Raw genomic sequence first — 24,352 nt, 5'->3', positions numbered from 1 at the left:
GACGGCGCCTGTTTTTTCACACCCAGCGTCGGAACAGCACGCTGGCATTTACCCCGCCAAACCCGAAGCCATTGGACAGCGCGTACTCGATCGGCAACTGCCGGGCTTCGCCGCGCACCATGTCCAACCCGTCGGCCAGTGCGTCCGGGTTTTCCAGGTTCAGCGTCACCGGGGCCACCTGGTCACGCAGGGCCAGCACGGTAAAGATCGCCTCGATCCCGCCCGCAGCGCCCAGCAAGTGGCCGGTGGCGGATTTGGTCGAGCTGATCGCCGGGCTGCCTTGAACACCGAACACTGTCTTGATCGCTGCCAGTTCGCCCTTGTCACCCACGGGCGTGGAGGTGGCGTGGGCGTTCAGGTACTGCACTTGCGCAGGTTCGATGCCGGCCTGGCGCAGCGCTTGGGTCATTGCCCGACGCGCACCGTCACCGTCTTCCGGGCCGGCGGTCATGTGATACGCATCGGCACTGGTGCCGTAACCCACCAACTCGGCAATCGGCTGTGCACCACGGGCCAGGGCGTGTTCCAGTGCTTCGATCACCAGGATGCCGGCGCCTTCGCCCATCACGAAGCCGTCGCGGGCCTGGTCAAACGGGCGTGAGGCGCGTTCGGGGCTGTCGTTGAAGTCGCTGGACAGCGCCCGCGCCGCCGCGAAACCGGCCAGGCTGACCCGGTGGATCGCCGCTTCGGCACCGCCACACACGGCCACATCCACCTCGCCGGCACGGATCATCCGCGCAGCGTCACCGATGGCTTGCACGCCCGCCGCACAGGCGGTCACAGGCGCGCCCAACGGGCCTTTGAGGCCGTAGTTGATCGACACATGCCCGGCCGCCATGTTGCTCAGGAACGACGGAATGGTAAACGGCGACAGACGACGCGGGCCCTTGCTGTCGGTGGTGCGCACCGCATCGGCAATCGCCGGGAAGCCGCCCACGCCCGAGGCAATGATGGTGGCGGTGCGTTCCTGTTCCTCGGCAGTCTTCGGCGCCCAGCCAGCTTGCTTCAACGCCTCATCCGCCGCCGCCAGGGCGAACAGAATGAAACGGTCCATCTTGCGTTGCTCCTTGGCGGCCAACAGTCGATCCGGGTCAAAACCGGCTTGGGGATCCTGCTCCACGCTCTGCACCTGGCCGCCGATGCTGACGGCCAAATCGCCGATCAATTCTTCCGGCAGGCGACGAATGCCCGATTGTCCGTTCAACAGGCGTTGCCAGGTGGATTCAACACTGGCACCCAACGGCGTCAGTGCGCCCATGCCTGTCACCACGATACGTTTACTCATGATCAATCGACTCCGGTTGCGTTGAGGGTACAGACCCTATGGACGTCACTATCATCATGAAAGTAACATGGCGTCACACAAGTTTGTACTCGCACACAGGAACGCCGATGCAACGCAAATCCCTTGTCAGTGAAGAATGCCCGATCGCTCGCAGCCTTGAACGGGTAGGGGAGTGGTGGAGCATGTTGATCATGCGCGATGCGTTGCATGGCTTGCGGCGTTTTGATGAGTTCTCGCGCAGCCTGGGCATCGCGCCGAACATGTTGACGCGTCGTCTCAATGGCTTGGTGGAGGCGGGCATGCTGGAGCGTCGGGCCTACAGCGAGCGGCCACCGCGTTATGAATACGTGCCCACCGCCAGGGGTGAGGACTTCGGCATGGTGCTGATGTCGCTGGTGGCGTGGGGCAATCGGCATTTTGCCGAGGAGGGCAGGAGTGTCGAGGTGGTGCAACGCGAGACCGGCAAGCCGGTGCAGCCGACAATGGCCACCGCTGAAGGCGTTCTGGTGCCGCTGGAGCAGTGCGTGGTGCAAGCCGGTCCAGCCGCCAGCGCAGGCATGCGCCAGCGGCTGGGCCCGGCGTGATTACAGCAGGGTAAACGGATAGTCGACGATCAGGCGCAGCTCATTGAGCTTGCCGTCACGCTGATCGGCGTTGGAGGAAACCATCGCATCGCGCACGCGCAGCGACATGTTTTTCGCCGGGCCGCTTTGCAGCACGTACTTGGCTTCCACATCGGTCTCGTGGTGGTCGCCGTCGGCACCGTAGTCGCCCACATAGGCGCTGTTGGCCGGGGTGTGGGTGCCGTTGATGTCCGTACCGTTGACGTAGCGGGTCATGAAGCTCAGGCCCGGCACGCCGTAGCTCGCCATGTTCAGGTCATAGCGGATGCCCCAGGACTGCTCGCCCGGGCCGTTGAAGTCACCCCACTGGATCGAGTTGGCCAAGAACACCGAATCGCCGCCTTCGCCGGCGCCGTTGTTGCCGGTGCCGATGTAGTCGAAAGGCGTGTCGCCGTGCACTTTCTGGAACGACAGCGTCAGGGTATGCGCCTGCAGGAACGAATAGGCCGCCGCCAACGAATAGGTGGTGTTGTTGATCGCACCGGCCTTGGCGCTGCCGGTGTCGAGGGTGCGGTACAGGTTGCCGTCCAGTGCCAGCGACTGGTCATGACCCAGCGGCAACACATAGTTGAGGTTGGTGTAGTACTGGCGCCAGATATCTTCCAGCTCACCGGCGTACACCGTCGCACTCAAGGACGGCGTGAAGGTGTATTTGCCGCCGACGAAACTCGCACTGTTGGCCGCGACATTGGCGTAGGTGGCGTAGATGTCGTGCTCATGGTCACTGGTCATGCCGCTGTTGGTGCTGGTGAAGTGGCCGGCCTCCAGGTCCAGGCCGGCGATTTCGCTGCTGGTCAGGTCAAAACCGGTGGCGGTCTGCGGCAGGATCCGCGTGCCCCCGGTGGCGAAAACCGGTGCGGTGGGTTGCATGTCACCGAACTTGAGCTGGGTCTTGGAGATCTTGATCTTCACCGCAGCCCCCACTGAGCCGTAGCCATCCTTCGGGTCGCCATTGCGGTTGGTGGGCAATTCGCCGGTGCCAGCATCGGCGTGGGTGGCGTCCAGTTTCATCGCGCCATAGGCATAGGCATCCACGCCAAAGCCGATGGTGCCTTGGGTGAAGCCCGAGGCGTAGTTGAGCATTGCGCCCTGGGTCCAGTCGCGGTTGTCGGCCTTGCCACTTTGCCGATCGCGGTCAAAGTAGTAGTTGCGCAACAGCCCGGTGATGCTGCTGCCGTCGATGAACCCCTTGGAATCGGCCTGGTCGCTGACTGACTCGGCGAAGGCCGCTTGGCTGATACTGGCACACACGGCCAGTGTTAACAGGCTCCACTGTTTGATCATGTTCTTTACTTCCCCGGAATAATTAACGCGCGCACAGAAACACCGCACTTTATTTGGACAATGCATAAGGTTTTATGGGCAGGGTTCGAAGTGAGGCGTTGCCGTTTTTATTGTGTTCGGCATGAGTGCCGAAGCTGATTCTAAGCACAGACTGCGCGGCCTGCAGCCCTGCGGATGATTAAACTCGATTAATTAAACTTCACTATGTTTAATCGGTCGCAGGTGTAGCGTTGAAAGGGTCTTAGCCGCTCTGCTTCGACAAAAACCTTTGGTTTGCCGCCGCAGGCTCTGCGGCGGATTTTTTACGCTTATTTAAACTAAGTTATATAAAATTTCATCTATAACCGTCGTTCGAGTGATGGCAGGATGATTGCGCCGATCATTCTGTCTGTGTAACAAGACTGTTGCACTTAACCCTCAATAATCCCGTCTCCCACGCCGTACCAGGAGATAGGTGATGCAGGTCAATCCGGTCGATAGCAAACCCGCCGCAGGCGATAACGCGAACTGGAACAAAGCGGTGTCCAGGGCGGTAGACAATCAGCCGGACGACAACCGTCTCGGTCCCGATACAAAGCGCCCCCAGGGTGACTTCCGCAGCGCCCAACAGATCATCGATGACAACCCGCTGCTCAAGAACCTCGGCAACCAAAGCGGTGTGAAAGACAAGCTGCGCGAGCGCGTGGGGGACTTCGAACATGACCCGGACGCGGCCTACCGCGCCAGCCGCGTGCTGGAGCACATCGAGAAACTTGACGAAAACGGCAAGCCCACGGTCAAGCGGGCAGAACTCAATGACGCCGGCAACGGCAGGATCGACGGTTTCACCAAAGGCGGCGACGCACGCCACGGTACCGAGGCCGGGCGCCTGCAGGACTTCGGTAAATACGGCTGGGACACCCTCAAGGGCGAGTTGCCGATCACCAAGCCCAAGACGCCACCCAAGGGGGACGCGCCCTCCAATCACTTGCCCTTGCCGGGCGAAGGTCGCCCGGTGGGCGACACCCGCAGCGCCCAGCAGATCATCGACGACAACCCTCTGCTCAAGAATCTCGGCAACCAGAGTGGCGTGAAGGACAAGCTGCGCGAGCGTGTCGGTGATTTTGAACACGACCCCGATGCCGCCTGGCGCGCCGCGCAAGTGCTCAACTATGTCGAGAACTACGACGAGACCGGCAAGCACATCGACGGCGGCGATGTGGGCAACGGCAGGATCGACGGCTTCACCAAGGACGGCGAAGCCCGCCACGGTACCGAGGCCGGGCGCCTGCAGGACTTTGGCAAGTACGGCTACGACAACCTCAAGGGCCTGGACGGCAACAGCGCCGACGACCAGATCAAGGACCTCAACGCCAAGGCCACCGAAGACGCCGTGAAGGCAGCCGGGGGTGATGCTTCCAAAGTCGGCGCCGATTACTTCACCACGGGCAACACTAACGCCAGTGGGGCTGACAAGACGGCCGCGATCATCGAACTGTCCACCGGCCTGGCCAACTACAAGGCCGGGGCTGACGCGTTTGCGCATCAGGGCCCGGATGGCGCAAATGAGTGGTCCGGCGAAGGCAAGTCGCCGGGCCAGCAGCGCGAAGACTTCATCAACGATGTACAAAGCCGAATCGACACGCTCAGCAAGGACCCGGACGTCCAGCAGTTTCTCAACACCCAGGGCACCGAGCAGTTGCAGAAAATGGTCGCTGCCGACCCGGCATTGAAAGCCGAAATGGAGCGCCGCCTGGAAGCGTCGTCCAGCACCGACGCCCTGGAAAATGCGTTCGCCCCCAAAGGCGTGAGCACCACCGACGCGCTGTCGAGCTTTATCAAATACCCCGACTTCTACGCCCAGGCGTTGGGCAAGCAGCCGGACTACAAGAAAGCCTTCGAGAATGCCCCGCAGGCGATCAAGGACAGGGTCAAGGCTGACTACGCCAACATCACCTCCGGCAAAGAGATGAACGACCTGATCGCCAGCGGCGTGCCGGCGGACAAGGCGGTGATCCAGTCCGGCGTGAACAAGGCGATCTTCGACGCCGTACTCGATGACAAGACCGTGCAGGCGGGCACCTCAAGCTTCAATGACGCGGCCGCAAAAATGGGCCGCGAGGACTTGCTCAAAGGCCAGTCCATCGATGACTTCTACCGTGGCCTGGGCGTGACCGGCGCCAATGACCCGCGCCTCGAGCAGGTGATCAACGACAACATCGCGGCTTTCACCCCGCCCGGGGAAGCACCGCCTAAAACCGCCGATATCATCAGTGGCATTCGTGCGGTGGAAGACGCCATGCGCGGCGGCGCCAAGTTCGACGACGCCATCAAGAAGGTCCAGAGCACCTGGGGTGGCAAACTGCCGGCCGGGGTCAGCGCGACCTACAAGGCCGGGGTGATGCACGGGGTTTCCGGCGTGTTGCTGGCCGGCGCCATCGGCACGCGGATCGCCAGCGGCAAGGGTGGCAGCACTGCGCAGACGGTGGGCCAGTCGTTCCAGGCGGCGGGCTTGTTCATGGAAGGCGGCGCCAAGTTCGTCCAGGATCAGTTCGATCGCACCAAGCAGGGCACCTACAAGTTTGATGCGCCCAAGTTCGTGAAAGACGTGGAGAACGTCGGCAAGAGCCTGGGCGGTGTCGCGGGCAACGTGCTGGGGTTGGTTACCGGGGCGATTTCGGCGAAGAACTCGGCGCAAAGCGGTGACAAGGTGGCGGCAGGTTTCCAGGGCACGTTTGCCGGTCTCAATGGGTTGTCGGCTGTGGCCGGCGCGGTAGAAGTGGCCACCTATGTGGTGCCGCGCATCACCACCGTCGCAGCCGGCGTGGCAGAAGCAGCCGGCGCCATCGGCGGCGCAGCCGGTGCACTGGCGGGCGCCGTGGGCGGGATTGCGGCGGTGGGTGGGCTGATCTACGCGATCATTGCCGATATCAAGGCTGACAATGCACGCAAGAAACAACAGGAGGACTGGTACAAGGGGCTGTCGGACCAGTTCAAGGGCTTCGGCGTGACGCCGCCGCCACTGGAGGTGATCATCGCACCGAAAAATGGCTATGTGGACGTGGGCAACCCCAACGCCAATTATTGACCGTGGGTCACCTGTGCCGACCTGGTCGGTGCAGGTGGATACGCAGGGCATCGTTTCGCTTAATCTGTGTCTGGCCGCATACTTTCAGTCGCGGCGCGTTTTGACACAGGACGGATGATCCCGATGCCCCATACACTGCTCGACGCTGTGCGCCAGTATGTCGAGGCCAACGCCGACGCTGCAGGTGTCGCCCAGACCCCGGTTCCCGGTTTGACGACCATTCGCTCGACCACGCCCAGCGGCCTGATCCACGCCATGCCCAACCCCCTGATCTGCCTGGTGCTGCAGGGCGCCAAGGACGTGAACCTGGGCACGCAGACCCATACCTTCCAGGCGGGCGACTCGCTGTTGATCACCGCCGATGTCCCAACCGTCAGCCAGATCACCCGGGCCAGTGCCGAAGAGCCTTACCTGTCGATCGTGCTCGACCTGGACCCGGCCGTCATTGCCGAATTGTCGTTGCAGATCAAACCGCAACCGTCGAGCGTCGACACGCCGCTCAAAGCCGCCGAGCGCACCGATGCCGAAGTGGTCGATGCCGCCTTGCGCTTGATGCGTACCCTCGACTTTCCCGAGTGCGTTCCAGTGCTGTATGCACAGCGGGTACGTGAGCTGCATTACTGGCTGTTGGTGGGCCGTCACGGCGCTGCGATCCGCAGGTTGGGTTGGGCAGAAGGCCAGGCCCATCGCGTAGCACGGGCGGTCGCGGTGCTGCGGGCAGACTTCAAGCAACCGCTGCCGGTTGATCAACTGGCCGCAACGGCGGGCATGAGCCCGTCGTCGTTCCACCGGCATTTCCGTGCGATCACCTCGTTGTCACCCCTGCAGTTCCAGAAGAACCTGCGCCTGATCGAGGCTCGTCGCCTGATGATGGCCGAAGGGGCCTCGGCCAGTAGCGCGGCGTTCAATGTGGGCTATGAAAGCGTGTCGCAGTTCAACCGCGAATACGCGCGGATGTTCGGCCTGCCGCCGATCAAGGAGGTTGAGGCGGCTAAAGGCGGGGCCATGGCCTCGGCCTGATTGGTAGCAATAGGCAAACAACCTCCAGTTTCCGGCAACGCCTTCTGCCAGGCAGCTTCCTATCATGGGCCCACACCCACAGAGGAGCCTTGCCATGACCCACATCACCCTCGTCACCGGCGCCAGCCGCGGTCTCGGTCGTAACACTGCCCTGAGCATTGCGCGCCAGGGCGGCGATGTCATCGTCACCTATCAGCGCCGTGCAGACGATGCGCTGGCGGTGGTCGCCGAGATCCAGGCCCTGGGCCGCAAAGCCGTGGCGCTGCCCTTGGACACTGGCAATGTCAGCGGTTTTGCCGCGTTCGCCAGCGAGCTGGCTGACGTGCTGCGCCATCACTGGCAGCGCGACCGTTTCGATCACCTGGTGAACAACGCCGGCCACGGTGACTACGCGCTGATCGAACACACCCGCGAGGCGCAGTTCGACGGCCTGGTCAACGTGCACTTCAAGGGCGTTTACTTTCTCACCCAGGCGTTGTTGCCGCTGATCGCCGACGGCGGGCGTATCGTCAACCTGTCTACCGGGCTCACCCGCGTATCGTTACCCGGCTACGCGGCCTATGCGGCGGTGAAAGCGGCGGTGGAAGTGCTGTCGGTGTACATGGCCAAGGAGTTCGGCGGTCGCGGGATTGCGGTGAATACCGTGGCACCGGGTGCCATCGAGACGGATTTTGGCGGCGGCGCGGTGCGCGACAACCCGGAAGTGAACAAGATCTTCGCCGACATGACCGCCCTGGGGCGTGCCGGTGTACCCGACGACATCGGCCCGATGATCGCCGGCCTGTTGTCCGAGAACAACCGCTGGGTCAATGCCCAGCGTATCGAAGTGTCTGGCGGCCAGGGCATCTGATTCACGCGCCTATCTTCGGCGCGCCCAGATTCGTAACGCGTGTGGCCCGGATGTTCACGAAGTGATGCGGGCTCTCCTGCCATTGGCAGGAGAGCAGGGCGGGGTTGTTACTCTTTTACATCCATGAATTCTTCGGCCCATGCCACGTAGCTTTCAGGCAGCGTGTAGGTGTGGGTCAGTTCGGTGGCGCTGAGGTTCGAGGTGCTGGACGTGATGTTGCGCTGGGCACGCAGGCTGTCGTAGGTGGCCTTGATCGAGGCGAAGTAGGCGCCGTGGCCGGCCACCACGATGCGCACGCCCAGCTTGGCCAGGCGCTCGCTGTCGTTGAGCTTGGGGTTGGCGTAGGTCACCAGCATCAGCGGCACCGTGAGGTTCTGCGCAATCTGCTCCAGGTGATCGAAGTCTTTGACGCCGACCATGCAGATCCCGTCGGCGCCGGCTTTTTCGTAGGCCTTGGTGCGTTCGATGACGTCTTCGGTCGGCAGCACGCCGGCATTGGTGCGCGCGATGATGGACAACGCCGGGTCGACGCGGGCTTCCAGCGCGGCCTTGACCTTGCCGATGCCTTCATCGATGGAGATCAGGTCGGTGGATTTGCGCCCGAATTGTGCGGGCAGCAGGGTGTCTTCGATGGTCAGCGCGGCGACGCCGGCGCGTTCAAGCTCTTCGACGGTGCGCATCACGTTCAACGCGTTACCGTAGCCGTGGTCGGCGTCGGCAATGAATGGCAGTTGGGCCACACGGCCGATCCGCGTGGCTTGCTCGACGAACTCACTCAGGGTGATCAGCGCAAAATCGGGTGCCGCCAGTACCTGCAAGGATGCGACCGAACCGCCGAGGATGCCGACTTCAAAGCCCAGGTCGGCCGCGATACGGGCGGACATGGGGTCGAAGACGGAGGCGGTTTCTACGCAGATCGGCTTTGCAAGCAGTTCACGGAAATTACGGCGCAGTGCTGAGTGAGAAATTTTCGGCATGTTGTTTCCTGGCTCTGGTCATCGTCTTGTGACGATCAATGTCTATTCGTGGTGGCGCGAGATTACCATGCAGGTGAACAAGGGATTATGACGTTTGAGCATGAGGCATGTGCCAAACACATGGATCCAGGGTTCACAGTTAGTCGATGGACAAGGCGAAACGCCGTCAAATCGCGGCGCGCAGTGCCCTTGGTGAAAGCCCGTAGTGGGTTTTGAAGCGCACAGCAAAGCGTGAAGGCGAGGCGTAGCCACAGGCGCTGGCGATCTCGCCAATCGGGTCGGAAGAGGTTTGCAAACGCTGCAAGGCCGCTGCCAGCCGAACATTTTCGAGGATCGAGCGAAAGCTCGCATCTTCGTTGGCCAACTGGCGGCGCAGCGTGGACTCACCCACATTCAACTGATGGGCCGCGGCAGCAATCGTCCAGTCCTTGGACAAATTGCTCATCATCAGTCGCTGCACGCGTTCGGACAGCGGATCATTGCGCCCCATCAACAACGGGCCCGCCTGGCCGGACAAGCACAGGCACAGCAGGACCGCTTCGCCATAGTGCGTGCATAACGCGGCGGGTGCGCCCGAATTCAGTGCAACCAACAGTTGATCCCAGGCTTGCCGGGTCTGTTTATCCAGGCGCACACACAACTCGGTATTCACATGCCCCGGCGCGGAGCGGGCGAATTGCTCGCCGTAGCGGGCCATGAACTGACGCAACACCGACACCGGAAACGACACCACATCCGCGATGTAGTGACCCTGTGCCCCCGGGAAGTTCGACACGCCCAGCTCACGTCCAGCCGGCATCAGCACCAGATGCTGCGGGCCGGCGAGCATTTCCTGCTCGTCCCACTGCAAGCGCTTTTGCCCTTGGCGCACACGACACAACGCCGTCATGAAGATCGGCACCCGCCGCAGGGTGTGAAGGTGTCGGGCCTGGATCACACAGCTTTCGAGAATGTTTTCGCGGTGCTGCAGGGCGTCGTGTGCATCCATCGTGGCTAGCGTCCGTAGGGCGACGTGAGGGTGGCCTTGGCCAGGCTGTTGGCGTTGAGCATGTAGCCCACCAGGGCACCGCTGGCCTGATTGTCGATCGGCAGCTTATCGACTTTCAACGCCCATACCGTGAATTGATAACGATGGGGCTTGTCACCCACGGGTGGGCATGCGCCGCCGAAACCGGGCTTGCCGTAATCCGTGCGGCCTTCGACGGCGCCGGCTGGAAGGTGCATGCCAGCATTGCGCGGCAGGCTGCTGACGGAAACCGGGAGATTGACCAGCGTCCAATGCCACCATCCGCTACCCGTGGGGGCGTCCGGGTCATAGACGGTGATCGCGTAACTTTTAGTGCCCTGGGGAGCGTTGCTCCAGGCCAGCGCCGGGGAAAGGTTGTCACCGTTGCAGCCAAAGCCGCTGAACTCTTGCTGTTTGGTCAGCGGGCGCCCGTCAGCGATGTCCGGGCTGCTGAGGCTGAAGCTGGCAGCGTGGCTGCTGGCTGACAGGGCGATGGCGAGTGCGGGCACAAAGGCGTTGAGTTTCATCCAGGAGGCGTCCAAGTGGGAGGTGAGCGTCGATTCTAGGCAGCCCCCGAATGGAGGGCTGTGCTGAAGCGCTCGATGATTGTGCTGAAGTGCTCAATCAACCTCGCACCGGGTACTCCGGCACTGGCTGTTCTGCTTCCTGATGGTGCGTCGCACCAATGAACATATACATCGCCGGCACCATGAACAGCGTCAGCAGGGTACCAATCGACAGCCCGCTGAAAATCACCAGGCCCATGTCGTGCCGGCCCGCCGCGCCAGCGCCGGAGGCCCACACCAGCGGCACTACGCCCAGCACCATTGCGGCGGTGGTCATTAAAATGGGCCGCAGCCGAACCGCTGCAGCTTCTTCAATAGCCTCGCGCTTGCTGCGCCCGGCGCGTTGCAGTTCATTGGCAAATTGCACGATCAAAATGCCGTGCTTGGTGATCAAGCCCAACAACGTCACCAGGCCCACTTGGGTGTACACGTTGATCGAGGCGTAGCCCATGGTGATAAAAGCCAGCGCGCCAAACAGGGCAGGGGGCACCGAAAACAGGATAACCACCGGGTCGCGGAAGCTTTCGAACTGGAACGCCAGGGCCAGGTAGACGATCAGGATCGAGAACAGCAACAGCCCGACAAACCCACCCGATTCCTGGATGAACTGGCGCGATTCGCCGGAAAAATCAGAGGTGTAGCCCGACGGCGCGACGTTTTTCAGGATGGTGTTGAGTTTGGCCAGCAGTTCGCCCTGGGCCACGCCACTCACACCCGAAAGGGTTGCCGAATTGAGCTGCTGGAAGTGGTTGATCGACTCCGGCTGCGTGGAGGTTTCGATATGCGCCACCGTACGCGCCGGGATCATGCTGCCCGACGGCGTGCGGATGTAGTAATCGAGGATCTGCTCCGGGTTCAGACGGTCGACTTGCAACACCTGGGGAATCACTTTGTACGAGCGCCCGGCAGTGGAGAAGTAGTTCACGTAGTTGCCACCCAAGGCGGCGGATAACGCGGCACCGACGTCGGCCTGGGTCATGCCCAGGGCGGCGATTTTTTCACGGTCGACCACCAGGCGGGCCTGGGGTTTGTCGAGTTTCAGGTCCATGTCGGAGAAGTAGAACAGCTGTTGTTTCTGCGCTTCGGCCATTACCGCCTGGGCCACCTCGTTGAGGTTCTCGATTGAGTCGGTGGTGGTGATCACGAATTGCACGGGCAAACCCTGGGCGCCTGGCAGCGACGGCAGCGGGAACGCGGCAATGGTTGCGCCCGGCACCTGGTTCCACTTTTGCTGCAGTTCCAGGATCAACTGGGCCTGGGAGCGGGTGCGGTCGTCCCAGGTTTTGAGCAGTACGCCGCCCAGGCCTTGGTTGAGAATCGGCAACCCGGTCAGCTGGAACATCTGCGCGTATTCAGCCTCTTTGTTGGCGATCTGGAACGCCTGGTCGGCAATGCGCTCCATCTGCTGCGGCGAGGCGGTGGGCGGGCCTTTGATCTGCATGAACACCAGGCCTTGGTCTTCGGTGGGTGATAGCTCGCTCTTGGCGGTCATGCCACTGGCGGCCACCAGCAGGAACAGCACAAACCCAAAGGTCACCAGCACCGGCCAGATATCTAGCCCGCCTGACAGGACGCGGTGGTAACGCTTGCGCAGCCAGTCGAAATAGCCGTCGAGGCGGCGGGCGAAGCGTCCTTCTTCCTGCCCGGGCTTGAACAGTGTGGACGTCATCATCGGCGACAGGGTCAACGCAACCACGGCCGACACCGTCACCGCGCCGGCCAGCGAGAAACAGAACTCCTTGAACAGCGCACCCGTCAGGCCACTGCGCAGCCCGATCGGCACATAGGCGGCGACCAGCACCACCGTCATCGCCAGGATCGGCCCACCCAATTCCCGTGCCGCCGTCAACGCGGCGTCCAGGACGCTCTTGCCTTCTTCCTTGATATGTCGGTCGACGTTCTCCACCACGATGATGGCGTCATCCACCACCAGCCCGATGGCCAGCACCAGGGCGAGCAGGGTCAACAGGTTGATGGAATACCCCAGCAGGTACATGACAAAAAAGGTGCCGACCAACGACAGCGGAATCGCCACCAACGGCACGATCACCGCGCGGAACGAGCCAAGGAACAGGTAGATGACCACCGAGACGATAATCATGGCCTCGACCAGGGTCTTCACCACTTCATAGATCGAGGTGTTGATGAAGGCCGTGGAGTCATACACGATCTCGCCGCGCACGCCGCTGGGCAGTTGGGATTGAAGCTCCGGGAAAGCTTCACGCACGCTCTCGGCCACGGTCAGGATGTTGGCACTTGGCGCCGCCTTGATACCGATAAACACCGAGCGCTTGCCGGAAAACGCCACGCTGCTGTCGTAGCTTTCGGCGCCGAGGGTGACGGTGGCGACGTCTTCCAGGTACACCAGGGCGTCGCCTTTCTGTTTGATGACCAGGCGCTTGAACTCATCCACCGTGTGCAAATCGGTGCCGGCCGTGAGGTCAACCGTGACGGTTTGTCCGCGCGTGGAGCCGACGGCCGACAGGAAGTTGTTATTGGCCAGGGCGGTGGACACGTCCTGCGCCGACACGTTGTGCGCCGCCAGCTTGTTCGGGTCGAGCCAGGCGCGCAGGGCAAACTGGCGCCCGCCGAGGATTTCGGCGGTTTGCACGCCTTGCAGCGAATCCAGCTTGGGCTTGACCACCCGCACCAGGTAGTCGGTGATGTTGTTGGTGGGCAAGGTGTCGCTGTAGAAACCCAGGTACATGGCGTCAGTGGTTTGCCCGACGGCCACGGTGAGCACCGGTTCCTGGGACTGGGCCGGCAACTGGTTCTTGACCGAGTTGACCTGGGTGTTGATCTCGGTGAGCGCCTTGCTGGCCTCGTAGTTAAGCCGCAGGGTGGCGGTGATGGTCGAGACCCCGGTGATGCTCGTCGAAGACAAGTAATCAATGCCTTGGGCCTGGGCGATGGCCGATTCCAACGGCTGGGTGATGAAGCCGGCGACCGTGGACGCATCCGCGCCGTAATACGCGGTGGTGATGGTGACCACGGTGTTTTCCGTGCGCGGCCATTGGTTCACTGGCAGTTCGAAGATCGAGCGCAGCCCCAGGATCAGGATGAACAGCGAGACGACAATCGCCCAGACCGGTCGATGTATAAAGGTATCGGTAAGCTTCATGGGACACCCTTAGTGTTCTTGCGGAGTCGGCGCGGGGTCGTTCAACGGCGCGGCGTTGTTATCGATCTTCACCGGCGAGCCATTTTTAAGCTTCATCTGGCCGCTGGTGATCAACAGGTCGCCTTCCTTCACGCCAGACAGAATCGCCACCTGATCGCCCCGGGTCGGCCCGGTCGTGATGAAGGTCTGTTGCGCCGTGAGCACCTCTTCGCCTTTGTCGTTCTTGCTCGACGTGGCGATGAACACGGTGGTGCCGTAAGGGTTATAGGTGACCGAAGTTTGCGGCACGGTGAGGTAACGCTGCGGGCTACCCGCGTTGACCACGGCGCGGGCGAACATCCCAGGCACCAGGCGTTGCTTGGGGTTGTCGACGGTGGCTTCCACGGTGACGTTGCGCGTGGTGGCGTCGAACTGGGTGTCGATGGTGCTGACGCGACCGGTGAAGGTCTGGTTGGACAGCCCGTCGGCCGTGACCGACACGGCTTGGCCGATGGCGATGGCTTCCAGCTGGGTCTGCGGCACGCTGAAGTCGATGTAGATGGGATCAAAGGTCTGCAACGTGGCGATCTTGTCGCCGGGGTTGAGGTACTGGCCTGGGTTGACTGCCGTAATGCCGATGCGCCCGGCAAAGGGTGCACGGATGGATTTTTTCTCCACCAGCGCCCGTTGTTGTTCGGCGGCGGCGAGCTTGGCTTTCAAGTCGGCGGTGTCGGTGTCGACCTGGGCCTGGGAGATGGCGTTGACGGCCAACTGGGCCTTGTCGCGCTTGAGCACGATCACGGCCAGGTCGGCGGTGGCTTCAAGGGAATGCAGCTGGGCGATGTCCGAGTCCGCGTTCAACTGCACCAGCAGTGCCTGGGCGGCCACTTCCTGCCCGGGCTTGAAGCCGAGGGTGCGTACGATGCCGCCAACTTCCGTGGTCACGTCCACACCGCGCACCGCTTTCATCGAGCCCACGGCAGAGACGTTAGGCTGCCATTCTTCGAATGGCACATGCAGGGCGGTCACAACGGCGGCGGGCAAGGGCACTTTCGACTGGGCGATCAGTGCCGAAATCTGCACGTACTTCACCCCGGCAATGATCGCGACAATCACCAGCACCACCAGGATCATCAGCAGCATCGGCCGCCACAAGCGGCGCTTGCGCGGTGCGCCCGGTTCGTGGGGCAGGGCAGGGGCGGTGTTGACGTCAGCCATGGAAGGTTCTCACTGTTTCAATGGTTCAGTTCAGGCGCGCCGCATTCTTGGCCGGCATGATTTCTTGCCACGAGGGCAGGCCGAACCGGTCCGGTTTGCCGGCGGTGGCCGGATCGACGTCGGTGCGGTTCCACCAGCCGCCGCCCAGGGCCTGGAACAGCGCCGTGGTATCGCTGTAGCGCGCCGCCTGTGCCTTGACCCGGGCCAGCACGGTGTTCTGGTAGGTCTGCTGGGCGTTGAGCAGGTTGATGTAGGCCACGGCGCCGAGCTTGAACTGGGCTTGCACCAGATCAAGGTTGGCCTGGGCGGAACGTTCGGCCACCACCTGCTGGTTGAGCGCATCGGCGTCGGCGTCGAGTGCGCGCAGTGAGTTGGCCACGTCCTGGAATGCCGTGATCACGGTGCCGCGATAGCGCGCTGCCGACTCGTCATAGGCGGCCACGGCCGCGCGCTTCTGGTGCTCCAGCTTGCCCGCATCGAAGATCGGCTGCGCGATGGCGCCGGCCAGGCTCCATACACCGGAGCCGGTAGAAAACAGTTTGGTCCCGCTGGCCACGGTCGACCCTACGGACCCGGTAATGCTGAACTGGGGCAACTGGTTGGCCACCGCTACGCCGATGTTGGCGCTGGCTTGATGCAGTTGCGCCTCGGCAGAGCGCACATCCGGCCGCTGGCCGACGATGGCCGAGGGCAGGCTGACCGGCAGCTCTTGCGGCAGGTTCAGGGACGCCAGATTGAACGCCTCGCCACGGTCCTGGTTCGGAAACCGGCCCAGGTAAGCCATCAACTGGTTGCGGGTTTGCGCCAATTGCTTCTGCAAGGGCGGCAGCGTCGCACGGGTTTGGGCCAGGGCGGTCTGCTGGGTCAGCACATCGCTGTCGCCGATGGCGCCGAGTCGCCGCTGCGCCTGCAACAGTTCGAGCTGGCCGCCCTGCAACCGGATGATTTCCTCGGTGGCGGCGACTTGGTCGCGTAGAGAGGCCAGGCTGATCGCGGTGTTGACCACATTCGCGGTCAACGTCAGGTAGGTCGCCTCCAGCTGGAAACGCTCGTAGTCGGCTTGCGCCGTGGTGGACTCGATTTGCCGGCGCGTGCCGCCGAACACGTCCGGTGCGTAAGACACGTTAAGGGAGGCTGAACTGACCGTCAGGATGGGCGACTCTGGCAAGCCCGCCGTGACGCCGGAGACTTTCTCGCGGGTTTTCGAGGCATTCGCGGTGACGGAGGGAAACAGCGATGCCTGGTCGGCGTAGACCAGCTCGTTGGCCTGGCGCAAGGCGGCTTGGGCCGCGCTGACGTCCGGGTTGGCGCGCAGGGCTTCTTCTATCAAGGTGTTGAGCGTGGGCGAACGGAACAGCGTCCACCATTGCCCGGGAATATCCATACCTGCCACCAGCCGCTGGGCCGCGCCGCCGGTATTGATGTCGGCCTTGGCGGTGCTGGTGAGTTTTTCGCGTTGGTAGTCGGCACCGGCAGGGACATCCGGTCGCGTGAAATCCGGCCCGACGGTGCAGCCCGCCAAGGCGATGCACAGCAGGCTCAAGGGCGCCAGAAGGTGTGTCTGTCGGGAAATACCGACCAGTTTGGAGCTGGATGCACGCTGCCGGGGCTGCTCTTTCATGGTTGCTCTGATCGATCTGTTTTTTTGAACGATGAATGCAGCTGCATCGGCGAGGCCCGGTGAGAAAAGAGCCCGGAATCGCTGGGTTTGAATCAGTGTAGGTGGTGCTTGGCGCTACGCAATGTGAGGGCCTGCGTCAGGATGACTGCCTAGTGCCATAAAATGCATTTACTGCATTTATAAAGAATTAGGTTATGCATTATGAGTATTTTACAGGCGCGGGTTTGGCCGTCATTGTGACCGCCCTACAACACTGCCGAGACCGCGCACGCGGATCGACCTGACGTGCCCGAAAGGGCATCTGGAGCGAACGTGCGTTACCTGACAAAACTGGCGGCCGGGCTTGCCGCCGCACTGCTGTGCCTGGCCGCGAACGCGCAAACGCTGGTGGTGGGCGACCAAAGTTACAACGCCCAGGCCGTGATGGAAGCGGCGGGGGTATTGGATGACCTGCCGTACACCCTTGAGTGGAAGCAATTTACCGCCGGTTCGCCGGTGGCCGAAGCGCTCAATGCCAATAGCCTGGATATCGGCTTGCTGGGGGATGCGCCGGTGTTGTTCCTCGGCGCACTGGGCGCACCGATCAAGGTCATCGGCATTACCCGGCAAAACCTCGACGGCGTGGCCATCCTGGTGAAGAAGGATTCATCGATCCACAGCCTGGCGGACCTCTCCGGCAAGCGCGCTGCCGTGTGGAAAGGTTCCTGGAGCCAGCAATTGCTGCTGACGGCACTCGCCAACGCTAACGTGCCGGTGGACTCCCTGGAGCTGCGCTACCTCAGCGCACTGGACGCGTCCCATGCCCTGGAGGGCGGTTCGGTGGACGTGATCGCCACGTGGGAACCCTATGTCACGCAGCAGGAACGGCAGGGCGCGCGGGTGTTGGCCACCGCCGAAGGCCTGATTCCCGCCCAGAGCTACATCGCCGCGAGCGCCAAGGCCGTGGACGCCAAGCGCGCACCGATCAGCGACTTCCTGCAGCGCCTGAAAAAAGCCCGTGAGTGGGCTCGCCAAAACCCGGCCAACGCCGACGCTTATGCCGATGCCTGGGCCAAACGCACCCGAGCAGACGCCGACATCGCCCGCGCCTGGTTTGCCCGGGCGCGCACCACGGTGGAACCGGTGACGGCCGAGTCGCCGGTGGAAGCGCAAAAAACCGTGGACTTTTTCGCCGGCCAGGGCCTGGTCAAGTCGTACTCGGCAGCCAGCTTGTTCGATGACTCTTTCGCAGCGTCCCTGCAACCCGCCGTCGCCCAACAGCAGCCCTGAACGTCTCAAGGAATTCCCCAGACATGAGCAAACGACAACTGAAACTCGGCGCCCTAACCATGGGCTGCGGCGGGCCAGGCCGCCACAACCTGTGGCTTGACCCGCAATTGCCGGCCGACGCCAGCGTCAACGTCGACTGGTACATCGACATTGCCCGCCAGGCCGAGGCGGCGCTGTTCGACCTGGTGTTTATCGTCGACAGCCAGTTCATCACCCCCGGTTCGCCATCTCATTACCTCAATCGCCTGGAACCGCTGACGCTGTTGTCGGCGTTGGCCGTGAGCACGCGGCATATCGGGTTGGTCGGCACCCTGACCACGTCCTATAACTCGCCGTATAACGTGGCCCGACGCCTGGCCTCCCTGGACCTGATCAGCAAAGGCCGCGCTGGCTGGAATGTGGTCACCAGTGGCGATGCCGGTACCGCCGGCAACTACAGCCGTGACGAACACTACGACTACGACACTCGCTATGGCCGCGCCGCCGAACACGTGCAGGTGGTGCAGGGACTGTGGCACTCCTACGAGGACGATGCGTTCGTGCGCGACCGCAGCACCGGCCAATTCCTCGACCCCAGCAAACTGCACAACCTGAACCACAAGGGCGAACATTTTTCCGTGGTCGGCCCGTTGAACATCCAACGCTCACCCCAAGGCCAGCCGGTGATCTTCCAGGCCGGCGACTCCGAGCAAGGCCGCGACCTGGGCGCAGCCACCGCCGATGTCATCTTCACCCATGCCGCCAGCATCGAGCAGGGCCAGGCGTTCTATAAAGAGGTAAAGGGCAGGGCAGAGCAGCACGGCCGTGACCCCGGGCAACTGCTGGTCATGCCTGGCGCTGAGATTTACGTGGGCGATACCGACGCCCATGCTCGGGAAATCGAGCAGCACTACCATCAGGCCGACCATAGCTTTGAACTGGCGTTGAAGGAGTTCGGGCGTAATTTTGGCTGGCACGATTTCACTCAGTACGACCTGGATGCGCCGTTTCCCCAGGAGAGCCTGGAAGCGGCGCGCAGCAGTTTCTTCACGGCGGCCAAACGCATTGCTGATCAGGCGCGAGAGAAAGGCTTCACCTTGCGCCAGGCCGTGGAATTTGGCCGGCAACTGCGCCCGGGGGCGTTTGTGGGCAGCGCGGGCACCGTGGCGCAGAAAATGGCGGACTGGTTTGAAGCGCGGGCGGTGGACGGGTTCAACATCTATATCGGGCACCCGGAGCAGTTCACGCGGTTTACCCGGGAGGTTGTGCCGTTGTTGCAGGAGCGGGGGGTGTATCGGACGAAGTATGAGGGGACGACATTGCGAGAGAGTTTGGGGTTGGGGATTAAGAGGTTTGGGCGCAACGGGTAGAAACTGAATCTGTATTGTCCACCCCTCAATGCCTGTGCATCAAAGTGCTATCATCGGCATTTTGCCATCGGTGGGCGCGCCTAAGCCGCCCACCATGATCCGATGGTCTACAGGGAGGTGCTGGAACGTGAAGACGATCACTGCAAACACTCAGCTTCAGAAAGGAACCCGCTCGCTGCAAGAAACACTCATTGCTTTGGCCCAGTCAGAGTCTGAGCGTGAATGGGCGTTTCCCGGCGGGGACCGTGCCACTTGTCCCACCTACTCGTTAGAGACCGATCTGGGCGAAATGTTGTTCGCTATTCCCGCGCCTTGGGAGGGACGCCAAGCTCACTTGTTCAAGTTGAATCATGAGGGAGGAACTCTTTTTCCCGATGCGGAAATTAACATCCCATACGAGCTGAACCGCAGAATCTCCGGAGTGCTTGTGACCAACGAGGATGGAATGACTATGGTTTTCCATCGCGGTACTTTCACTGCCTATCGTGGGCGGGTACCACGAGAAATTTCGCTTGAGCATTTCCGGTTTTGGCTGCATGAGGTCGATGACAGCGACCGCACATCGGAGATGATCGCAGTGACGTCGACCGACTCTCCCTCAATTCGTAATGACATCGCCGAATTTGTCCATGAGGTGAAACGCCTGAAAGAACGTGTGAAGGCGGATGCGCAGAATGATCCTGCTGCCGATTCTTCTCCGGAGGGTAGCGTAGAGCCCGACGTTGGTTGGCGAACCAACGAAGAGTACGAAGGTGACAAATCCTACACCCCAAACGCTGACACGATTGACTACGTGTATTTACATGGCCCGCTGTGCAACGCACTCGATCGCAAGTTGAACCTCCTTGTTGACGGCTACCCTGGTCTGGAGGTGGGCAAGCACCAAGTCGATCTAGCGCTGGTAGACAAGGTGTCTAACAAAGCTAAAGCAATTTTTGAGGTCAAAACCAGCGCATCAATGTCACCCCAGCTCTATACCGCTTTTGGCCAGCTGGCGTACTACAAGCATCGATTCGGTACGACTGACACCAGGCTTTATCTGGTATTGCCGGAAAGTACGTCGCCTGACTTCCTCGCAGGGGATTTCTTCGCGAAGGCCGACATTCAGGTGATCTTTGGTGAAGCGGGATCCTTTAGGGCAAACAATGGGAAAACGCTGGAAGAAATACTGCGTGTATTTGAATGACGGAGCGTGCGAAGGGCTTAACCGCGCGCTCCCATTGCGGACCTATTTTCCCTGATAGACCGGCGTTCTCCCTTCAGCCTCGGCCTTGCGACCCTCCTGGAAATCCTCGGATTTATACAGTGCTGCCCGTTGCGTATCCAACCCGGACAACGCCTCAGCTTGCACCGGGTCGATCACGCGATGCGCAGTGACCAGCGAGGCTTTGATGCCTAATGGCCCATTGGCGGCGATCTTGTTCGCAAGCTCGATCGCCTTGTCGAGCGCTGACTGTGGATCGGGAATCTCCTGGACTGTGCCCATGCGATAAGCCTCACGGGCCGTCCAATGATCGCCCGTCAAAATGTAGCGCATGGCGTTGCCCCAGCCGGCTTCGCGCACGAAGCGCACCGTCGAACCACCGCCCGGGAAACGGCCGTGGGTGTTCTCGTCTTGCCCGAAGTCGGTGTTGTTCGCGGCGACCCGTATGTCGGCAACCAGAAACAACTCATGCGCCATGTTCCAGGTGTCGCCGTGCACCGCCACGATCAAGGGTTTGGTGAGGAAGGGCATTTTCTTGCCGAGCGGATCAATATACCCGTCACCGAGCGTGACGCCGCCCGAACTGGCAACGGCTTTGAAGCCCTCAACGTCTACGCCCTGGGAAAAATTATCGCCGTATCCGAACAACACAGCGGCGCGCAGCGAAGGGTCATGGTCGTAATCGTAATAGGCTTTGGCGAGGGCCAGATAGGCTTCCGGATCAAGCCTGTTCTGGATGTTGGGCCGGTTGATGCCAATCAGGACGATCTTGCCGCGACGCTCGACGGTGATCTTGTGGGACGGGCTGACGGGAATATCGACCAGGGTGACTTCGCTGGAATGCGGTTGGGTGGTGTCGACCGACTGCGCAAAAGCAGACCCTATGGACAGGGACAGTGCTGAGAAAACGAGGATCGTCCGGAATAGTCTGTGCATCAAGGGTTCCTTACTGGCGGGGCGTTGGTTGGCGTCGAAGCAGGCACGCTAAAGGGCGCAATGAAGCGTCTGTAGTACGCAAATGGGACTAACGTTTATTCCCGCATGGAATGGGCGTGCCGTACCTTTCCAGAAAATCGGTTAGAGTCCACCAATGCCCTTATCAATCGTTGGTCAATGAGTGAAACCACCACTGTTCATTTCTCTGGATGGGCCCAAGGGCACGGGTAAAACCACGCTGTTGGAAGCCGTTACCAAAGCCCTTCGGGCTGACAACAACAAGGTGATCCGGCTGTGCGAGCGAAATAACGATCCCGATAGAAGTGAAACAATGGCCCTGGTTAACACCCTCGCTAGACACCCGGGGCGAGATTTGGAGTGGGCGGTGTGCGAGCGCTTTGCAAACAGTCGCGCGTGGATTTCCCAGCACGTGCTGCCCAGGCAGCCAGCAGGCAGTATTGTCTTGATTGACCGCTGGTATCCGTCGGATGCCGCCTTTCGCCGCAGCGTCCCGATGGAAGAGATCCTGCGGTTGAACATCGAGCGAAACGTGCGAGTGCCGGATCTGCATATCGGGGTGGTCACTGCCCCCGAGATCTCGTGGGCAAGGGCTGCCGCACGCGGGCGTGGACTGGGCAGTACCGTGATCCATTCGCTGCAAGAACATACCGCGTGTACCGAGGCATTCGAGCGAGCGGCTGCCGCGCATGGATGGGTGTTATGCCTTAATGAAGGGACGATCGAGGAGGCGACGAGGCAGGTGGTTGCTGAGATCTATGGCGTATTGCGGTGATTGTTAGTTGAGAGGTGAGCCGGGATGGGTACCGGCCACTCTCGTCAAAGGCCTGTCAGGCAATCGGGATCAATGGATCCGCCGCCGCCCACGCCGCTTCACGGTTGGCAGCCGGAGGGTAGATCCACACCGTATTGATTTGGGTCTTGAGCGATTTGCCTTCCTGGCGAGTCAACTTGACCTGGCGATCCCAACCCTCGGTGTACACCGCGCCCCAGCCGCCCAGGTCCAGGCAGGTTACGTACTTGGGCTGGCTGTAGGGTGTCGGATCCACCCCCAGAACCTGCGCGGCGACATTATTGCCGGCGTAACGGCCCAGCATGATCGCATGCTGGCAGGTCATCAGCGCGTGGTTGCCCAGCGCGTCGGTGGCGGCGTAAGCCACATCGCCGGTGGCGAAGACATCGGGTTGGCCGATGACTTTGAGGTTTGCATCCACGTGCAGGCGCCCGAGCGCATCACGCTCACCGGGGATCTGTTCGGTCAGCGAGCTGGCGCGCACGCCGGTGGTCCAGATCACGGTACTGGCTTCCAGATGCTGGCCATTGTCCAGGGTGACGCCATTTTCATCGACGGCAACCACCGAGGATTTCAACTGCCACTTCACACCCAGCTCCGCGCTGGCCTCGGCGATTGACTGGCCGATTTCGGCGCCCATCGACGCACCGATTGCTTCGCTGCGGTCGACGATGATCACCTCGATATCCGCGTTTTCACCCAGGATGGCGCGCAGGCGTGCGGGCATTTCGGTTGCCGTTTCAATGCCGGTGAAGCCGCCGCCAGCCACAACCACCGTGTTGCGGCCTTTGCTGTAGGGGCGGTCTGCCAGCGCTTTGAGGTGGTTCTCCAGACGCACGGCTTGCTCTATCTGGTCGACATCAAATGCGTGCTGCGCCACACCCGGTGTGCCTGGCATGGCGAGCCGGCTGCCGGTGGCCAGCACCAGCTTGTCGTAGTTGAGCGCTTGCCGATTGCCGGAGGCATCCAGGTAGGCGACGTGTTTTTGTTCGACGTCGATCGTCTCGGCCGCGCCTTTGACGAAGGTCACGCCTACCGCGTCGAACAGCTCGCCAATCGGCGCGAACAGCTGGTGAGCATCCGGTTCGTAAAAGCGCGGACGGATGCGCAGCTCGGCTTGCGGGGCCAATACGGTTACGTCGATGTCATTGCGGTCATGGATGTCGAACAGGCGCGTCGCGCTCAGTGCCGTCCACAGTCCGCCGAAACCCGCGCCAATAATCAGAATGTGCTGCTTCATTTTTTTACCTTGAGGGTGAGGTGATGGGTGGCTCGATAACGGCGACTATATTTGTCGTAGTTAATCCGTGCAAGGTTATTTTTTGCGAGGTTGTGCTTTAAACGGCGCGGGAAAAGTCTCCAAAGCCTTACGAAATGGGGCTCTTGGCATAGCGGTCTGGTGTCTGTAAAACAGTGGTTTAACGCGTTGTGAGCTGGATTGCCCCACGGTTTTCTGTTAGGTTGTGCGACTAATTAAGTCGGAGATTGGCATGTCTCTTTACAGCGCAGGCGTTGAATACGGCATTCATTGCCTGATTTTCCTGGTGGGCGATGGCGGCGAAAGCCGAGAGGCCAGCGTGCGCGACCTCGCAGAGTTGCAAGGTGTGCCCCTGGATTACCTCGGGAAGATTTTCACCAAGCTGGCCAAGGCCAAACTGGTCGTGGCCACCGAAGGCGTACGCGGCGGCTTCAAGCTGTCCAGGCCGTCTGACGAAATCAGCCTTCTCGATATCGTCAACGCAATCGACGGCCACAAACTCATCTTCAATTGCCGCGAGATCCGCGGTCGCTGTGCGTTGTTTGAGGGTGCGCCACCGGCGTGGGCGCTGGAGGGTCATTGCTCAGTCCATGCGGCCATGATGACGGCGCAGAAGCGCATGGAAGACGCGCTGGCCCAACAGACCATTCTTGATCTTGCGCGGAAGGTTGGGCGCAAGTCGCCAGCGGAGTTTGGTGCTCAGGTTGGGGGGTGGATTAATGATCGTAGGGAGAAGAAGGGGAGTGGGCAAGGGATGGATGATCGGGTGATTCGGGTGATTGATGTTTTGGAGTGATTGTGTAGCTGTGAGGTCACCATTCGCCCAGACTATATGACTGTAGTTATTAAATATTCTCGAGCGGGGAAGGCGAAATCAGAAGGGACATCCAACTATTAACGTAAATGCA

The 24,352-nt window shown here is 61.4% G+C and carries 19 protein-coding genes; 9 read left to right on the top strand and 10 right to left on the bottom strand.

Translation table 11 applies throughout. The features are described from left to right. Positions 1 to 16 precede the first annotated feature (16 nt). Positions 17 to 1,285, bottom strand: a complete 1,269-nt coding sequence (fabF, locus tag ACVWVP_RS12390; protein WP_457406168.1) for a beta-ketoacyl-ACP synthase II — start codon at positions 1,283 to 1,285, stop codon at positions 17 to 19. Between the two features lie 107 nt (positions 1,286 to 1,392). On the opposite strand from fabF, the gene ACVWVP_RS12385 reads away from it, so the two are divergent. Beyond that, positions 1,393 to 1,869, top strand: coding sequence for a winged helix-turn-helix transcriptional regulator (locus tag ACVWVP_RS12385; RefSeq protein ID WP_457406165.1), 477 nt, complete (start codon positions 1,393 to 1,395; stop codon positions 1,867 to 1,869). On the opposite strand, the gene ACVWVP_RS12380 is transcribed toward ACVWVP_RS12385, so the two are convergent. Continuing rightward, the gene (locus tag ACVWVP_RS12380; protein ID WP_457406161.1) at positions 1,870 to 3,192 is read right to left on the bottom strand and encodes an OprD family porin; all 1,323 of its coding nucleotides are present in this window, start codon (positions 3,190 to 3,192) and stop codon (positions 1,870 to 1,872) included. It lies immediately after the preceding gene. Positions 3,193 to 3,649: 457 nt separating this feature from the next. On the opposite strand from ACVWVP_RS12380, the gene ACVWVP_RS12375 reads away from it, so the two are divergent. From ACVWVP_RS12375 to ACVWVP_RS12365, 3 genes are all read left to right on the top strand, one after another. Next, positions 3,650 to 6,259, top strand: coding sequence for a hypothetical protein (locus ACVWVP_RS12375; RefSeq protein ID WP_457406159.1), 2,610 nt, complete (start codon positions 3,650 to 3,652; stop codon positions 6,257 to 6,259). Positions 6,260 to 6,382: 123 nt separating this feature from the next. Beyond that, the gene (locus ACVWVP_RS12370; RefSeq protein ID WP_457406156.1) at positions 6,383 to 7,279 is read left to right on the top strand and encodes an AraC family transcriptional regulator N-terminal domain-containing protein; all 897 of its coding nucleotides are present in this window, start codon (positions 6,383 to 6,385) and stop codon (positions 7,277 to 7,279) included. Between the two features lie 94 nt (positions 7,280 to 7,373). Continuing rightward, the gene (locus ACVWVP_RS12365; protein WP_457406153.1) at positions 7,374 to 8,129 is read left to right on the top strand and encodes an SDR family NAD(P)-dependent oxidoreductase; all 756 of its coding nucleotides are present in this window, start codon (positions 7,374 to 7,376) and stop codon (positions 8,127 to 8,129) included. Between the two features lie 107 nt (positions 8,130 to 8,236). On the opposite strand, the gene ACVWVP_RS12360 is transcribed toward ACVWVP_RS12365, so the two are convergent. The 6 genes from ACVWVP_RS12360 to ACVWVP_RS12335 form a co-directional block, all read right to left on the bottom strand. Then, positions 8,237 to 9,106: an isocitrate lyase/PEP mutase family protein gene (locus ACVWVP_RS12360; RefSeq protein ID WP_176996135.1), complete on the bottom strand. Its 870-nt coding sequence runs from the start codon at positions 9,104 to 9,106 to the stop codon at positions 8,237 to 8,239. A 166-nt stretch (positions 9,107 to 9,272) separates the two neighbouring features. Further along, on the bottom strand, positions 9,273 to 10,094 hold the full coding sequence (locus ACVWVP_RS12355) for a helix-turn-helix transcriptional regulator (protein WP_178920138.1): 822 nt from the start codon (positions 10,092 to 10,094) through the stop codon (positions 9,273 to 9,275). A 5-nt stretch (positions 10,095 to 10,099) separates the two neighbouring features. Then, a complete protein-coding gene (locus ACVWVP_RS12350) occupies positions 10,100 to 10,639 on the bottom strand; it encodes a kinase inhibitor (RefSeq protein ID WP_457406149.1) in 540 nt (179 codons plus the stop codon). Between the two features lie 97 nt (positions 10,640 to 10,736). Further along, complete coding sequence (locus ACVWVP_RS12345; protein ID WP_457406147.1) at positions 10,737 to 13,799, bottom strand: efflux RND transporter permease subunit; 3,063 nt, start codon at positions 13,797 to 13,799, stop codon at positions 10,737 to 10,739. Positions 13,800 to 13,808: 9 nt separating this feature from the next. Next, on the bottom strand, positions 13,809 to 14,996 hold the full coding sequence (locus tag ACVWVP_RS12340) for an efflux RND transporter periplasmic adaptor subunit (protein ID WP_457406145.1): 1,188 nt from the start codon (positions 14,994 to 14,996) through the stop codon (positions 13,809 to 13,811). Positions 14,997 to 15,021: 25 nt separating this feature from the next. After that, positions 15,022 to 16,617 (bottom strand): efflux transporter outer membrane subunit, encoded by a 1,596-nt coding sequence (locus tag ACVWVP_RS12335; protein WP_457406143.1) that lies wholly within the window; start codon positions 16,615 to 16,617, stop codon positions 15,022 to 15,024. Between the two features lie 312 nt (positions 16,618 to 16,929). Here ACVWVP_RS12335 and ACVWVP_RS12330 point away from each other — a divergent pair, with 312 nt between their 5' ends. From ACVWVP_RS12330 to ACVWVP_RS12320, 3 genes are all read left to right on the top strand, one after another. Further along, positions 16,930 to 17,886 (top strand): ABC transporter substrate-binding protein, encoded by a 957-nt coding sequence (locus tag ACVWVP_RS12330; RefSeq protein ID WP_178920142.1) that lies wholly within the window; start codon positions 16,930 to 16,932, stop codon positions 17,884 to 17,886. A 23-nt stretch (positions 17,887 to 17,909) separates the two neighbouring features. After that, positions 17,910 to 19,235, top strand: coding sequence for an LLM class flavin-dependent oxidoreductase (locus tag ACVWVP_RS12325; RefSeq protein WP_457406140.1), 1,326 nt, complete (start codon positions 17,910 to 17,912; stop codon positions 19,233 to 19,235). Between the two features lie 127 nt (positions 19,236 to 19,362). After that, complete coding sequence (locus ACVWVP_RS12320) at positions 19,363 to 20,421, top strand: hypothetical protein (protein ID WP_457406138.1); 1,059 nt, start codon at positions 19,363 to 19,365, stop codon at positions 20,419 to 20,421. A gap of 42 nt (positions 20,422 to 20,463) precedes the next feature. On the opposite strand, the gene ACVWVP_RS12315 is transcribed toward ACVWVP_RS12320, so the two are convergent. Further along, a complete protein-coding gene (locus ACVWVP_RS12315; RefSeq protein WP_457406135.1) occupies positions 20,464 to 21,375 on the bottom strand; it encodes an enoyl-CoA hydratase-related protein in 912 nt (303 codons plus the stop codon). Positions 21,376 to 21,556: 181 nt separating this feature from the next. On the opposite strand from ACVWVP_RS12315, the gene ACVWVP_RS12310 reads away from it, so the two are divergent. Then, positions 21,557 to 22,168, top strand: a complete 612-nt coding sequence (locus ACVWVP_RS12310) for a dTMP kinase (protein ID WP_457406132.1) — start codon at positions 21,557 to 21,559, stop codon at positions 22,166 to 22,168. 55 nt (positions 22,169 to 22,223) lie between these two features. Here ACVWVP_RS12310 and ACVWVP_RS12305 read toward each other — a convergent pair whose 3' ends face one another. Then, the gene (locus ACVWVP_RS12305) at positions 22,224 to 23,426 is read right to left on the bottom strand and encodes an NAD(P)/FAD-dependent oxidoreductase (RefSeq protein ID WP_457406129.1); all 1,203 of its coding nucleotides are present in this window, start codon (positions 23,424 to 23,426) and stop codon (positions 22,224 to 22,226) included. 250 nt (positions 23,427 to 23,676) lie between these two features. Here ACVWVP_RS12305 and ACVWVP_RS12300 point away from each other — a divergent pair, with 250 nt between their 5' ends. Then, the gene (locus ACVWVP_RS12300) at positions 23,677 to 24,240 is read left to right on the top strand and encodes an RrF2 family transcriptional regulator (protein ID WP_457406127.1); all 564 of its coding nucleotides are present in this window, start codon (positions 23,677 to 23,679) and stop codon (positions 24,238 to 24,240) included. Positions 24,241 to 24,352: the final 112 nt, after the last annotated feature.

Source organism: Pseudomonas sp. TE24901 (genome assembly GCF_054058375.1).
The sequence above is the reverse complement of the archived record's forward strand: the minus strand, read 5'-3'. Positions and strand labels throughout refer to the sequence as shown.

Excerpts from the sequence above, each read along its gene's own strand:
- fabF (WP_457406168.1), bottom strand. The coding sequence starts at position 1,285 with ATGAGTAAACGTATCGTGGTGACAGGCATGGGCGCACTGACGCCGTTG.
- ACVWVP_RS12385 (WP_457406165.1), top strand. The coding sequence starts at position 1,393 with ATGCAACGCAAATCCCTTGTCAGTGAAGAATGCCCGATCGCTCGCAGC.
- ACVWVP_RS12380 (WP_457406161.1), bottom strand. The coding sequence starts at position 3,192 with ATGATCAAACAGTGGAGCCTGTTAACACTGGCCGTGTGTGCCAGTATC.
- ACVWVP_RS12375 (WP_457406159.1), top strand. The coding sequence starts at position 3,650 with ATGCAGGTCAATCCGGTCGATAGCAAACCCGCCGCAGGCGATAACGCG.
- ACVWVP_RS12370 (WP_457406156.1), top strand. The coding sequence starts at position 6,383 with ATGCCCCATACACTGCTCGACGCTGTGCGCCAGTATGTCGAGGCCAAC.
- ACVWVP_RS12365 (WP_457406153.1), top strand. The coding sequence starts at position 7,374 with ATGACCCACATCACCCTCGTCACCGGCGCCAGCCGCGGTCTCGGTCGT.
- ACVWVP_RS12360 (WP_176996135.1), bottom strand. The coding sequence starts at position 9,106 with ATGCCGAAAATTTCTCACTCAGCACTGCGCCGTAATTTCCGTGAACTG.
- ACVWVP_RS12355 (WP_178920138.1), bottom strand. The coding sequence starts at position 10,094 with ATGGATGCACACGACGCCCTGCAGCACCGCGAAAACATTCTCGAAAGC.
- ACVWVP_RS12350 (WP_457406149.1), bottom strand. The coding sequence starts at position 10,639 with ATGAAACTCAACGCCTTTGTGCCCGCACTCGCCATCGCCCTGTCAGCC.
- ACVWVP_RS12345 (WP_457406147.1), bottom strand. The coding sequence starts at position 13,799 with ATGAAGCTTACCGATACCTTTATACATCGACCGGTCTGGGCGATTGTC.
- ACVWVP_RS12340 (WP_457406145.1), bottom strand. The coding sequence starts at position 14,996 with ATGGCTGACGTCAACACCGCCCCTGCCCTGCCCCACGAACCGGGCGCA.
- ACVWVP_RS12335 (WP_457406143.1), bottom strand. The coding sequence starts at position 16,617 with ATGAAAGAGCAGCCCCGGCAGCGTGCATCCAGCTCCAAACTGGTCGGT.
- ACVWVP_RS12325 (WP_457406140.1), top strand. The coding sequence starts at position 17,910 with ATGAGCAAACGACAACTGAAACTCGGCGCCCTAACCATGGGCTGCGGC.
- ACVWVP_RS12315 (WP_457406135.1), bottom strand. The coding sequence starts at position 21,375 with ATGCACAGACTATTCCGGACGATCCTCGTTTTCTCAGCACTGTCCCTG.
- ACVWVP_RS12305 (WP_457406129.1), bottom strand. The coding sequence starts at position 23,426 with ATGAAGCAGCACATTCTGATTATTGGCGCGGGTTTCGGCGGACTGTGG.
- ACVWVP_RS12300 (WP_457406127.1), top strand. The coding sequence starts at position 23,677 with ATGTCTCTTTACAGCGCAGGCGTTGAATACGGCATTCATTGCCTGATT.